The sequence below is a fragment of the Nonomuraea sp. NPDC049750 genome (assembly GCF_040659625.1).
GTDB lineage: Bacteria > Actinomycetota > Actinomycetes > Streptosporangiales > Streptosporangiaceae > Nonomuraea.
The window spans coordinates 862860-874949 of sequence record NZ_JBFANB010000001.1 but is presented as its reverse complement, the minus strand read 5'-3'; the positions used below and the strand labels follow the sequence as shown (position 1 = coordinate 874949).

Genomic DNA, 12090 nt, shown 5'->3' with positions numbered 1-12090 from the left:
CGAGGCGAGGTCTCAGAGTTCGCCGATCACCTGGGCGCCGAGCTCGCTCTGGAGGAGGGCCATGCCGGAGCGCGCGTCCACGTCCGCGTCGGCGTCGTTCAGCGGGTCGACCTCGTCGGCCTCCGGGCCCTTCCGGCGGTTGGGGACGGCCTCGGGCCAGGCGGCGGAGCTTGCCTGCTGCCTGGAGGCGGGGGCCCTGGGACCCGCCTGGGCGGCTGCCTTCGCGGCCGACCTCGCGGCGGCCAGTCCCGTCCCGGGCGAGCCATTGCCCGCGCCCACGCTCGCGGCTTGTCCCGCGCCCTGGGGCCGGACACCGGTAGTCGAGTCGGTGGGGTCCGGAGTGGGTGGAGAGCCGGGACTCGGATCGTCAGGTGCGTCCGGCCAGGACTCGTCCGTCGTCGCGCGGCCACCGTTCTGGGAGGCGTGGTCGGCTGGTCCGGGTGGTTGGCCCGCCTCCTGAGAACCGGAGCCGTCGTCCGACGAGCCAGGCGAATGAGCACGGCCGTGCCCTGACTGAGCACCGCTCTGCGGGGCTGTCGCAGACCCCGGCTGGTCGTACCGGGAAACGCCCGACTGCGACGGATCCGCTTGCGAACCCGCGTGCGAGCCTTGGTGCGGTCCTGTGTGGGAGCCCGGCTGCGGACCCGTGTGCGGACCGGACTGAGGCCCCGGCCGCGGTCCCCCAGAGCCCTGGGGGACCGGGGAGTTGCCCACGACCGCCTCAACCCGCCAGGTGCCGCCGAACACATCGCCCAGCGCGCCGGCCACCACGGCATCCTTGCCGCCACCTGTGAAGTTCTTCATCGCGCCGACCTGACCGAAGCCGAGCGTGAGCAGATTGCCCTCGATGCCCACCACCTGGGCATTGGTGCTCACATTGGCCCAGACGACGATGCTGCGCCGCTTGAGCGCGGCCAACACGGCGGGCCACTGCTGCTGGACCGCCCCAGCACCACCACCAACTGGAGCCGCACCCTGGTGGGACGCCGCCCCCTGCCCCTGGGACGCCTGCCCATGAGGCGCTTGCCCGTGGGACGCCTGGCCTTGGGCCGACGGGCCCTGAGGCGGGGCCGCGTGCGACGACGGCCCCTGGGCACTGGCGCCGGGCGCCGACGCTACCTGGGATCCGGCAGTTGACTGTGCGGGCCGACCGGGGCGAGCCGGCTCCGGCCAGTCGTCGGCATTGCCCACCTGGGAACCTGGGCCCGCAGACACACCACCTACCGCCGGACGGTCGGCCTGCGCGCCCCCATCAACATGAGCGCCGTCCCCAGCCTGCGGAACACCACCCGCGTACGAGGCACCACCCGCATGCGCGGGCCCACCACCCTGCGCGGGACCACTCGCGTAAGTAGCACCACCTGCATGCGCCGGACCACTGGCCTGCACAGCACCACCGCCAGGCGCGGCACCACCAGCAGTAGATGCTGCCCGGGCGGCCATCTGGGCGACGGCGCCGCCGCGTTCGAGGCGTTCGAGGCGGGCGAGCAGGGCGTCCTCACCCTGCGACGCGCCGGGCAGCAGAACGCGAGCGCACATCAACTCAAGCAGAAGCCGCGGCGAGGTCGCGCCGCGCATCTCGGTGAGGCCGGCGTTGAAGATCTCGGCGGCCCGCGTGAGCTCGGCCGGCCCCATGGAGCCGGCCTGCTGGACGAGGCGCTCCAGCTCGTCGGCCGGACGATCGAGCAGGCCGCTGCTGGCGGCCTCGGGGACGTTCGCCAGGATCACCAGGTCGCGGAAGCGTTCGAGCAGGTCGGAGGCGAACCGGCGCGGATCGTGGCCGCCCTCGATGACCCGGTTGACGGTGTGGAAGACCTGCGCCCCGTCACGGGAGGCGAACGCCTGGACGACCTCGTCGAGCAGGTCACCATCGGTGTAGCCGAGCAGCGAGACGGCCTTGGCGTAGGTGATGCCGTCGTCCTCGGCCCCGGCGAGCAACTGGTCGAGGATGGACAGCGAGTCACGCGCGGACCCGGCTCCAGCGCGTACGACGAGCGGCAGGGCGGTCGGCTCGAACGGAACGTTCTCCGCGACCAGAATCTCTTCGAGCAGCGCGCGCAGCGTCGCCGGCGGCATCAGCCGGAAGGGATAGTGGTGGGTCCGCGACTTGATGGTCCCGATGACCTTTTCCGGCTCGGTGGTCGCGAAAATGAACTTCAGGTGCGGCGGAGGCTCCTCGACGAGCTTGAGCAGCGCGTTGAAACCCTCGCGGGTCACCATGTGCGCCTCGTCGATGATGTAGATCTTGTAGCGCGCGGAGACGGGCGCGAAGAAGGCCCGCTCGCGCAGGTCACGCGCGTCGTCCACGCCACCGTGTGAGGCGGCGTCGATCTCGATGACGTCGAGGTGACCCGGACCGGTGGGGGCGAGCGCGACACACGACTCGCAGACGCCGCACGGGTCGGGGGTGGGGCCCTTCTCACAGTTGAGCGAACGCGCCAGGATGCGGGCGCTGGAGGTCTTGCCGCAGCCGCGCGGCCCGCTGAAGAGGTAGGCGTGGTTGATACGGCCCGTGCGCAGCGCCTGTCGGAGCGGATCTGTGACGTGCTCCTGACCCTTGACCTCGGCGAAGGTCCCAGGTCGGTACCTGCGATAAAGCGCAAGGCTCATGCGACCATCCCGCCTGCGAGGGGGCTCTCAACGAAGAGACCCCCCGCACACCCGCCAGAGCCCGCTTATCCTTGCTGCCTTCCGGCCCTGGGGAGGTTCACAGGATGACGCCGCGCGAGGGGTCCTTGGACAGTCTAGCCACATCCGGCAGTGCTCGCTGCAGCCAAATCGTGGTCTCGCCGGACGGAAATCATGGTCTTGTCACGTGCGGGAGTCCGGTAAGCTACTCGGCGGAGGATTCGCCTAGTGGCCGAGGGCGCACGCTTGGAAAGCGTGTATAGGGCAACCTATCAGGGGTTCAAATCCCCTATCCTCCGCGCCTGGTTGAGACAGAAAAACACGAAGGGGCCGACCATACCCAGTCGGCCCCTTCGTCGTGTCGGGTCTCAGTTGGCCTCTCCGGGGCTCCTTCCCGCCTCCCAGGTGAGGCCCCCGACCTGCCTGGCCACCGTCTGCCGGATGCCGTCCGTCACGTGCTGATACCGCGCCGCCATACCCGAGCCGGACCACCCCATGATGGCCATGACCGTCCGTTCCGGCACGCCGAGGATGAGCAACAGGGTGGCTGCGGTGTGGCGAGCATCGTGTAGCCGACCGTCCCGCAGACCAGCGGCCTTCAGCAGCGCCTTCCACTCGTGATAGCCCGGTATGGACTAATGGGCCGGCCGTGGCGTTCAGCGACAGCGGGTCGCTGCAGGTGGGGCAGAACCCGCCAGGCCCACGCGGGACCGGCCCCGTGACGGTTCGCAGGCGGCCTGTCCCATCGCCGTCGGGCGACTGGCGGATCTCACCGGGCTCCCTGATCGGGGCGTCGGCCGGCAACACCGCCACCTCCATGGTCTGGGGACCGTGCGGCCCTGCCCCGGACGCATGCAGGGGGTTTCCCTGGCCGCAGCGGTAGGTCGAACCAGCGTAGATGCCATGGAGCTCCTTGCTCCGGAGCACCACCCATGCCCGCCCGACGCGCGGTCGGCGAGCACCTGGGTCAGCTCCGCTTCTGGGTGTCTCATCGCCGAAACCCCTCCAGTTGCTCGCTCCGAATGCCAGGGTCGACGCGCAGCCGGGCGAGCGCCCGGCTGAGTTGGCTCTTCACCGCGCCCAGGGAGCAGCCGACTATCTCGGCCACCCGGACGAGCGTCAGACCCTCGTAGTAGTGCAGGACCACCACCGCGCGCTGCTGGGACGACAAAGTGCCGATCGCGGTCCACATCACGCCCTGGTCGCTCACGTCGGTCGCCACATCTCGCCGGTCGGCTCGATCGGGCAGCGTCCCAGTCGGGATCTCGCCCCGCCAGCGCCTGCGCCACCAGGACGCCTGTGTATTCACGATGATCCGATAGACGTAGGGGTCGGGGTCGCCCTCGATCCGCCACCAAGCGAGCCAGGCCCTGGCCAGCGCCGTCTGCACCAGGTCCTCGGCCGCCCCCCAGTCCCTGCACGGCAGGAAAGCCATCCGGCACAGGCGTCGGTGCTGCGCCGCGTACTCGGCGAACGCGTCGTCCATCAGCCCATCTCCGTGTTGTCGTTCACGACGGGCATGACTACCGGGCGCCGCCCTACGGTTTACAGCGATCTGATTCCCGTCGGGGATTCGCCTCAGAGCCGTGTGACCGGCTGTGGTGGATCGTCGGCTAGTGCCGTTACCGGGGGCGGCCCCTGGTGCTACAGCCGTCCCGTCTTCAGCGGGTCTCATCTGGGGTCTCAGTTCACCCACGTCAGCGGGCCGGCGTGGGCCCAGATAGAGACCACCATGACCGACGCTGAACAAAGATCCGCAGACTTGGAAAGCGGGTAAAGGGCAACCTTTCGGGGGTTCAAATCCCCCATCCTCCCCCGGCCCAAAGGGGGCGGCCACCGCGTTCCGGATGCCATCGGTGACGTGCTGCTACCGGCGTGCCATGCCGCCGGTACCTGTCAGGTCAGGCCTGTGAAGTGACGACCCGGCGGAAGAAACCGGGCCGAGTTGTCGATCCCAAACCTGGGCACCTGGTTATGCCTGCCCGGTGGGCGTGCAACATCTTTTCCTTCGAGGCGAAGCGCATTGACGGCTCACCGAGTTCGTCGGCGGGAAATGGTTGGACGGGACGATATTCGTCCTGATAGCGTCCCGCAGACCGTGACATCACGCCAGGAGGTGAGACCCATGAACGCTGTATCGATGTGGGTGCTCCCCCTCCTCGTCACGGTCGGGCGATTGACGTAGGTGTCGCCGGGAGCGCCTGGACAAGGCAATCCCGAAAGGTGACAACCTATGAACCCTGTGCATTTCACTTCGGGCATGGACGAGCATGCCGTAGTCATCACGCGGGTCGCGGACAGGCAATGGCACGCCGTGGAGGACGACCTGACGGTCGGCCGCGGCGACGTCTCGCACAGGCCCGACGGACGGACCTTCCTCAGCATTGACGCGTGGCACGTCGCGGTCTTCGAGCGACTCGCCGAAGCCATGCTGGCGGACCTGCCGAAGCCGCTGTACACGCTGGTCGACGAAACCGACCTCGACCTGACGTCCCAATGGGAACGAGCCGGCTTCACGACCAGACGCCGCGAGTGGGAGTACCTCGTACCCACCGACCCGCAGGTCACGGGACTCGGCTCAGCGCTACCGCCGTCGGACGTGACGATAGTGGCCGTCGGCGAAGCGCAGGAGGGCCCTTTGCGCACGTTGGACCGGGTGATCCGCGACGAGGTCGAGGCCACCGTCGGATGGCAGGAGATGCCGGCTGAGGTATTGCCCCTCCCGGAGGGCGTTACCGTGCTGGACCCGTCGAAGTACGCGGTGGCCGCGCAATCGGATGGATATGTGGGGCTGCTCCGGCTGGCGCCGGTCATCCGGCAGCCACGGATCGGGCTGATCGCGGTCCGGTCCGACCAGCACCGCCGCGGCATCGCCCGGGCGCTGCTCGCCCATGTGCTGGGTTCGCTGCACCGCCGCGGGATCGAAACGGCATCGGCCGAGGTGAACGAATCCAACGGGGCGGCCATGGCGCTCTTCGAGGGCGTCGGCGCCCGGCGTGCGAGCAGCAACCTGGAGCTGGTGCTCCGCTGACGCCCCACCCATCGCCGGGCGAGACGGCCGGGTCACGGCCGCCGTCCGCGACAACCGCGCCTGCCGAGGCGCCCCGATCACGGTCGCGGCAACAGAATCCGTTTCCGCACCGACCTCACAGCCACTCCGGAGAAATCATGGCAAGAAAAGCAGGCGGCATCGAAATGGAGGGCACCGTAGTCGAGTGCCTACGCAACGCCACCTTCAAAGTAGAGCTCGAGAACGGCCACAAGGTGCTGGCGCACATCAGCGGGAAGATACGGAAGAACTACATCAAGATCTTGCCGTATGACCGGGTGCTCGTGGAGCTCAGCCCCTACGACCTCACCCGCGGCCGAATCCTCTACCGCTACAGGTAACGGCGGGCCTCGGTCAATCCCCCATCCTCCGCCAGATCGGAAGAGGGTGTGCCGTGATCACTGCACACCCTCCCTGTCCCGTCAGGTCGCCCCTCTCACGGGCATCCACCACCGGGAATCCGCACCCGACCTGCGCGCCGTCAAATATGGCGCTTCCGACCTACCTGGTAACCGGTAGAGCCACGCTGGAAGAGGGGCGCGCGTGGGGTCGTCCCGTCTGATCTCGCGGTGACACTCACCTGGTCGCCGTGCCCGCGGGAGCGGAGGTCAGGTCAGCGATCAGCGCGCGTACGCGGGCCTCGATCGCGTCCCGTATCGGACGTACGGCTTCGACGCCTTGCCCAGCCGGGTCGTCCAGCACCCAGTCCTCGTACCGTTTGCCGGGAAGACCGGGCAGGCGTCGCCGCAACCCATAGTGATCACGACGTCGCCGGCCTGGACGGCATCGACCGTGAGCACCTTGGGGATCTCGGCGGAGATGTCGATGCCCCCCTCTGCCATCGCCGCCACCACGGCCGGGTTCACCTCATCGGCGGGCGCGGAACCGGCCGAACGCACGCGTACCCGGTCGCCGGCCAGATGGGGCAGGAAGGCGGCGGCCATCTGGGAGCGGCCGGCGTTGTGCACGCACACGAACAACACCTGCGGCAGCACGTCAGGCACGGGTTTCTCCTATCGAAGCTGGTCGGCGGCGGCCTGGTGGGTGGAACCGGAGACGGGTCGCGGGCTGTTCGGGTAGAGCAGGACCAGCAGCAGATTGAAGTGCGCGCCGGACACGGGTCCGAGGATCACGATGAGCACGGCCAGGCCCGCCGCCGTGGCCAGACTGTTGGCCAGCAGTCGCACGCCGACGTCACGCGACAGATCAGCCGCCATGATGCCGGAGCCGACCACCACCGCCACCAGGGCGGCGGTGCCGGCGAACTCGGCCAGCGCCCGGCGCCAGGTTCACCGCGCGTCCGCGACAAGCGTCTCGGGCAGGGCCAGTACGCCGGTCAGACGCTTGAGCGTGGCCGGGACGATCCAGTAGTAGACCCAGGTGCCGCGCCGCTCGCTGTCGATCAGACCGGCCTCGCGCAGCACCTTGAGATGGTGCGAGATCGTCGGCGCGGTGACCGTGAAGGCCTCCGTCAGCTCGCACACGCACACTCCGCCGCCGACCTGGCGCCCACTTTCGCGGGCACCGATCAGGGACAGCAGCCGCAACCGGATCGGATCGCCGAGCGCCTTGAACACGCGGGCCGTCTCGGCGGCCTCGTCTTCGGTGATCGGCTCGGCGATCAGTGGTGTGCAGCACTCGGAGGCGAGCACCGGCAGCTCCTGCTTCGACATATCTCTAATTTGACAGATCTCTAATCAGGAGCGCAAACTCGAGACTGCTTAGACATCCGTCGAAACAACGATCGGAGATCGTCATGTCTCGCGTCCAGCTCGCCCTCCGCGTCGCCGACCTGGAGAGCTCGATCACCTTCTACTCCAAGCTGTTCGGCACCGAACCGGCCAAGCTCCGTCCCGGCTACGCCAACTTCGCCATCGCCGAGCCGCCGCTCAAGCTGGTGCTGATCGAAGGCGAGGCGGGAGAGGCGACCCGCATGGACCACCTCGGCGTCGAGGTCGAGGACACCGCCCAGGTCGACGCCGCCACCCGGCGGCTCAAGGACGCCGGACTGGCCACCTTCGAGGAGAACGACACTTCCTGCTGCTACGCCCTCCAGGACAAGGTGTGGGTGCACGGCCCGGGGGCCGAGCCATGGGAGGTGTACGTGGTCAAGGGCGACGCCGACACCCTGACCAAGGAACCCGAATCAGCCTGCTGCTCCCCAGCCACCACATCGGGCGACGAACCGGTCACCGCCTCGGCGAACTGCTGCTGAGCGCGATCGATCTCGCTGTGGTCTGTGGGCGACTGGGCCAGGCGATGTCGTCAACCGCCAGAAACGGCTCATCCGCCACGGTCGCGGGGGTCACTCCCGTGAACGCCACAACATCCCGATGCAGGTGGGACTGGTCCGTATAGCCGGCGTCGGCCGCGACTCGGGCCGCGCCCTCACCCGCGACCAGCCGATGGGCGGCATGGTCGAACCGGACCAGCTTCACGGCGCGCTTGGGCGGCAGGCCGAGCTGCGAGCGGAACCGGGACCAAAGGCGCTTACGGCTCCAACCGACCTCGGCCGCCAGCCCGTCGACCCGGACCAGGCCGCGGCCGCCGACGATCCGGTCCCAGGCCCAGGCCACCTCCGGGTCCACCGGCGGCGACCCCGTCTCGTAACGGCGGGCCAGCAGCGCGTCCATCAACGCGAAGCGATCCTCCCACGACGAGACATCGCCCAGTCGCTCCCGGATCCGTGACGCCTCCCGGCCCCACAGGTCGTCGAGGGCCACCACGACGCCGTCGAGTTCGGCGGGGGAAGCGCCCAGGATCGCGCCGGCGATCACCGGGGACAGGCGCACCTGTACGCACTCGACGTTCTCCCCCCGCGCCCAGACCGCGCCCCCGGACCCGATCCCGGGCCCGGCGACGACGCTTCCCAGCTGCTGCCGCCCGGCGGCGTCGTTCAGGATGGGCGAACCGGCGCCGAAGTCCAGCAGCAGCGTCACGGCCGGGTGCGGGACCATCCGAAGCGCGTCCAGGTCACGGACCCGGAACCCGGCCATGGTGACACCGGCCACCCGGCTGGGCCGCCGCGGGGATGCGACCTCCCACACAGCCGCACCGTGGACGAATGTCCGCACCGTCCCATGCTACGCACGCCAGGGAGAGGAACATTTGTCCAATCCGCCGGCGGTTACCGGCGGCGACAGTGGCCTTATGACCATTTCTGACGGCATGAAGGGCCACGCCGAGACAGTGTCCCTGAACGACGACGATATCTACGTGTGCCAGGACGGGCCCGACGACGCCCCCGTGCTCCTGCTCATCCACGGATCCGCGTCCTCGACCCGCTCATGGGACACGCTGGTTCCGCTGCTGACCACGTCCCATCGCGTCATCCGCATCGACCTGCTCGGCCACGGCCGGTCAGGCAAACCGGCCGACCGCAGCTACGCGACCCCGGAGCAGGGACGCCGGGTGGGCGCGGCACTGGACCGGCTCGGCGTCGAGCACGCCACCGTCGTCGGCCATTCCAGCGGCGGCGCGGTCGCCACCGCCCTCACCGAACAGCGGCCCGACCTGGTGACCGCTCTCGCGCTCATCAACACCGGGCCCAGCCTGGGCGCCTTCATCGCCTCGGAGTCCGCCGCGATCGCGCCCTCGCAGTGGCCGCCGACCGACAAGCAACTCCGCCAGTTCGCGAGCACCGGTTTCAGCCGCGCGGGCTACCAGATCCCCCAAGAGCTCCTGAACGAGGTACGCGCGATGACGTACCACACGCTCACCGCGACGATGCAGGGCATCCGCGAGTACCTGGAGCAGCGGGCGCTCCCGGAGCGGCTGGCGCCCCTCGGCAAGCCGCTGCTGGTGATCTTCGGCGAGGACGACCGGAGATGGCGATCCTCATCCGCCGCCGACTACCGCGCCGTTCCGGGCGCGACGGTCGAGTTGCTGCCCGGACTCGGGCACTCACCCATGCTCGAGGATCCGCCGCGAACCGCCGCACTCCTCCTGGCGTTCGCCGCGCGAGCCAGCTGATCACTGTCCCCATTTGGGCAACCAGACCTCGGTGTCGGGTACGTCCACTCGCCTGGAGTCGAGGTAGTCGCGGAGTTCGACGAGCGCGGGATGCGGGTTGTCGTCGCGCCAGATCAGTGACATCGGGTAGAGCGGCGCCGGGTCACGTACCGGTATGCGCCGCAGGTCGTAGCTGTCCGGCCACAGATACCGCGAGCCTTCGCCGACAAGGGTCGCCAGTTCGGAGGAGTCCGCGATCTCGGCCAGCAGCGCCTCGATTCCGAAGCTGGGCCCGACCATGTCGATCGTGAGACCGAACGCGGCGGCGAGTTCGTCGTAGTAGCCGGCCCATTCGGTTTCCGGGGCCATGCCGGGCATCCAGATTCGGTGCCCGGCAAGTTGCGCGGGCGTGACAGCGTGAGCTTTGGCGAGCGCGTGGCGGGGTCCGACGAGTAGTTGGTGCGGCTCGTCGATCACTCGGGCGGTCTTGATCAGGCCTTGCAGATGTCGCGCGGGAACCGTGACGGCGTGGAACGTGGCGTCGATCGTCCCAGCCTCGACAGCGGCTATCGCGGCCTCGACGTCGCCCTTCAAGGTCACGACATCAAGCTCGATCTCGGGATGCGTACGGTAGAAGTCCTGCAGCAGCACCCCGGCCGCGACCCGCCGGTTGACGACGTCGACGCGTAGCGCACGCCGACCAGGACGTACGGACGCGTCGGCCCGCTCCTCCACCCGGAGGAGTTCACGGGCGTGGGGCAGGAATGCCTGGCCATCGACAGTGAGCTGGGCTCCGCGCGCCGTACGGGTGAACAAGCGCACACCGAGGTCTTTCTCCAGCGTGGCGACGCGCTTGGAGACGGCCTGCTGGGTGATCGACAGCTCTGCGGCCGCTTCCTGGAACTGGCCTGCGTCCGCGACGGCGACGAAGGTGCGTACGGCGTTGAGATCCACGCACGACACGCTACTCCCACAACAAATGGTTGTGACTTGCCACCAGTCCCGTTGTTTGATCCGCCTTCTCGGCCTTGCTTTGATCGGAGCGGTCAGCGGCAAGTTGTTCGGAGCGGGGAGATGCGGAGCTTGGTGGCCAGACGATCCTTGGGCCGGCGGTTCGGCTGGCTGTGGGCGGCGTACGCGGTCAGCGCCTACGGCTCCGGCTTGGGATTCGGGGCATTACCCCTGATAGCCGTGCTGGTATTGCATGCCGGTCCCGCTCAGGTGTCCGCGCTCTCGGCTGTGGGGCCGGCGGTGGGTGCGCTGATCGCGTTGCCGCTCGGACCGTGGGTGGAGTTTCGGCGCAAGCGGCCGATCATGATCGCGATGGACCTGGCCCGGTTCGCGGCCATGATGACGATCCCGGTCGCCTACGCTTTCAACCGGCTCAGTTTCGTACAGCTGCTGGTTGTTTCGACGGTGACAGCCGCAGCCAAGATCGCCTTCAACGCGGCCAGCGGTTCCTACCTCAGAGCCCTCGTACGGCCGGATGATCTGCTCGTGGCCAACGCGCGGTTCGAGTCGACGACGTGGAGCTCGATCGCGGTCGGGCCGCCGCTGGGCGGGGCGGCGATCGGCCTGTTCGGGCCGGTGACCACCGTGGTGGCCGATGCGCTCAGCTACCTGCTGTCCGCACTGGGGATCAGCGCCATTCGCGGCCGAGAAGAACCCCCGCGACGCACGGACAGGAGCCGGGCCCGGGCCGGCGAGCTGCTCGACGGCTTTCGGCACATCCTGACCCACCCCGGCCTGCGGGCGTTCTATCTCAACCACCTGCTCGTCAGCGGACTGATCATGGCCACCGAGCCGCTACTGGCCGTGCTCCTGCTCCGTGAGCTCGGGTTCTCCCCCTGGGAGTACGCCCTCGCCTTCGCCGCCCCCTGCGTCGGCGGACTCATCGGCTCACGCCTTGCCCGCCGCGTCGTGGCGCGGTACGGCCAACACCGGATCCTCCGTACGATCGGCACGCTGCGCGCGGTCTGGCTGATCGGCCTGGCCTTCGTCCGTCCCGGCGTCGCCGGCCTCGCGATCGTGATGGCGGTCGAGCTCGCCATCATCATCAGCATGAGCCTGTACAACCCGGTACTCGCCACCTACCGGCTCGAACACACTCCCCCAGACCGCACCGCCCGCACCCTGTCGGCCTGGTCGATCAGCAGCAGCGGCGCCATCGCCATCTTGAGCGCGCTCGGCGGCCTGCTCGCCGACGCCACCAGCCCGCGTACGGCCATCACGATCGCGGGGTTGCTCATCCTCGCCGGCCCACTGCTGCTGCCCCACCGCCAGGGCCCTGAACTTGTCCGCGACCTTGAGCGGGCGAACGCGCGGCCATCGGGCGGCTGAAATTTCCGATCCACGAATGCGTAAACCCGGTATCACCGACGGAAAATTTTCTGAACGCGACAACCGGCTGGCAGCCTTACCCGATCCATAAATCAAAACCCGACTTGGGGCGCGTCCGAATT

The 12090-nt window shown here is 68.9% G+C and carries 12 protein-coding genes, 1 tRNA gene, 1 other RNA gene and 1 pseudogene; 6 read left to right on the top strand and 9 right to left on the bottom strand.

The window, feature by feature from the left end:
* Positions 1-12: 12 nt before the first annotated feature.
* Entirely contained in the window at positions 13-2610 is a 2598-nt protein-coding gene (locus AB0J16_RS04275) for a DNA polymerase III subunit gamma and tau (RefSeq protein ID WP_358534485.1), read from the bottom strand.
* A gap of 31 nt (positions 2611-2641) precedes the next feature.
* Positions 2642-2737: signal recognition particle sRNA small type (ffs, locus tag AB0J16_RS04270), an RNA gene on the bottom strand.
* A 105-nt stretch (positions 2738-2842) separates the two neighbouring features.
* Here ffs and AB0J16_RS04265 point away from each other — a divergent pair.
* Positions 2843-2927 (top strand) — tRNA-Ser (locus AB0J16_RS04265).
* A gap of 69 nt (positions 2928-2996) precedes the next feature.
* Here AB0J16_RS04265 and AB0J16_RS04260 read toward each other — a convergent pair.
* Together AB0J16_RS04260 and AB0J16_RS04255 are read right to left on the bottom strand one after the other, a co-directional pair.
* The gene (locus tag AB0J16_RS04260) at positions 2997-3215 is read right to left on the bottom strand and encodes a tyrosine-type recombinase/integrase (RefSeq protein ID WP_358534838.1); all 219 of its coding nucleotides are present in this window, start codon (positions 3213-3215) and stop codon (positions 2997-2999) included.
* A 401-nt stretch (positions 3216-3616) separates the two neighbouring features.
* Complete coding sequence (locus tag AB0J16_RS04255; protein WP_358534483.1) at positions 3617-4114, bottom strand: SigE family RNA polymerase sigma factor; 498 nt, start codon at positions 4112-4114, stop codon at positions 3617-3619.
* Between the two features lie 747 nt (positions 4115-4861).
* Between AB0J16_RS04255 and AB0J16_RS04250 the strand changes: the two genes are divergently transcribed.
* The gene (locus tag AB0J16_RS04250) at positions 4862-5659 is read left to right on the top strand and encodes a GNAT family N-acetyltransferase (RefSeq protein WP_358534481.1); all 798 of its coding nucleotides are present in this window, start codon (positions 4862-4864) and stop codon (positions 5657-5659) included.
* A 137-nt stretch (positions 5660-5796) separates the two neighbouring features.
* The gene (gene infA / locus AB0J16_RS04245; RefSeq protein ID WP_358534479.1) at positions 5797-6018 is read left to right on the top strand and encodes a translation initiation factor IF-1; all 222 of its coding nucleotides are present in this window, start codon (positions 5797-5799) and stop codon (positions 6016-6018) included.
* A gap of 235 nt (positions 6019-6253) precedes the next feature.
* Here the strand turns inward: infA and AB0J16_RS04240 are convergent.
* The 3 genes and pseudogenes from AB0J16_RS04240 to AB0J16_RS04230 form a co-directional block, all read right to left on the bottom strand.
* A pseudogene (locus tag AB0J16_RS04240) lies at positions 6254-6621 on the bottom strand (heat-shock protein HtpX).
* 69 nt (positions 6622-6690) lie between these two features.
* On the bottom strand, positions 6691-6951 hold the full coding sequence (locus AB0J16_RS04235) for an aquaporin (RefSeq protein WP_358534836.1): 261 nt from the start codon (positions 6949-6951) through the stop codon (positions 6691-6693).
* Positions 6952-6966: 15 nt separating this feature from the next.
* Positions 6967-7350: a metalloregulator ArsR/SmtB family transcription factor gene (locus AB0J16_RS04230; RefSeq protein WP_358534477.1), complete on the bottom strand. Its 384-nt coding sequence runs from the start codon at positions 7348-7350 to the stop codon at positions 6967-6969.
* An 83-nt stretch (positions 7351-7433) separates the two neighbouring features.
* On the opposite strand from AB0J16_RS04230, the gene AB0J16_RS04225 reads away from it, so the two are divergent.
* The gene (locus AB0J16_RS04225; protein WP_358534475.1) at positions 7434-7892 is read left to right on the top strand and encodes an ArsI/CadI family heavy metal resistance metalloenzyme; all 459 of its coding nucleotides are present in this window, start codon (positions 7434-7436) and stop codon (positions 7890-7892) included.
* Here the strand turns inward: AB0J16_RS04225 and AB0J16_RS04220 are convergent.
* Positions 7867-8751 carry a helix-turn-helix domain-containing protein gene (locus AB0J16_RS04220; RefSeq protein ID WP_358534473.1) on the bottom strand — a complete coding sequence of 295 codons (885 nt, stop codon included), beginning with the start codon at positions 8749-8751 and terminating at the stop codon, positions 7867-7869. The two genes, AB0J16_RS04225 and AB0J16_RS04220, sit on opposite strands and share 26 nt — an antisense overlap.
* Positions 8752-8827: 76 nt before the next feature.
* Between AB0J16_RS04220 and AB0J16_RS04215 the strand changes: the two genes are divergently transcribed.
* Complete coding sequence (locus AB0J16_RS04215; protein WP_358534471.1) at positions 8828-9649, top strand: alpha/beta hydrolase; 822 nt, start codon at positions 8828-8830, stop codon at positions 9647-9649.
* On the opposite strand, the gene AB0J16_RS04210 is transcribed toward AB0J16_RS04215, so the two are convergent.
* Complete coding sequence (locus AB0J16_RS04210; RefSeq protein WP_358534469.1) at positions 9650-10582, bottom strand: LysR family transcriptional regulator; 933 nt, start codon at positions 10580-10582, stop codon at positions 9650-9652.
* Between the two features lie 132 nt (positions 10583-10714).
* Here AB0J16_RS04210 and AB0J16_RS04205 point away from each other — a divergent pair, with 132 nt between their 5' ends.
* The gene (locus tag AB0J16_RS04205) at positions 10715-11968 is read left to right on the top strand and encodes an MFS transporter (RefSeq protein ID WP_358534467.1); all 1254 of its coding nucleotides are present in this window, start codon (positions 10715-10717) and stop codon (positions 11966-11968) included.
* The last annotated feature ends 122 nt before the right edge of the window (positions 11969-12090 follow it).

What these genes read in the sequence shown, in the direction of transcription:
- AB0J16_RS04225 (WP_358534475.1), top strand. Translation starts at nt 7,434, where the DNA reads ATGTCTCGCGTCCAGCTCGCCCTCCGCGTCGCCGACCTGGAGAGCTCG.
- infA (WP_358534479.1), top strand. Translation starts at nt 5,797, where the DNA reads ATGGCAAGAAAAGCAGGCGGCATCGAAATGGAGGGCACCGTAGTCGAG.
- AB0J16_RS04275 (WP_358534485.1), bottom strand. Translation starts at nt 2,610, where the DNA reads ATGAGCCTTGCGCTTTATCGCAGGTACCGACCTGGGACCTTCGCCGAG.
- AB0J16_RS04250 (WP_358534481.1), top strand. Translation starts at nt 4,862, where the DNA reads ATGAACCCTGTGCATTTCACTTCGGGCATGGACGAGCATGCCGTAGTC.
- AB0J16_RS04255 (WP_358534483.1), bottom strand. Translation starts at nt 4,114, where the DNA reads ATGGACGACGCGTTCGCCGAGTACGCGGCGCAGCACCGACGCCTGTGC.
- AB0J16_RS04230 (WP_358534477.1), bottom strand. Translation starts at nt 7,350, where the DNA reads ATGTCGAAGCAGGAGCTGCCGGTGCTCGCCTCCGAGTGCTGCACACCA.
- AB0J16_RS04215 (WP_358534471.1), top strand. Translation starts at nt 8,828, where the DNA reads ATGACCATTTCTGACGGCATGAAGGGCCACGCCGAGACAGTGTCCCTG.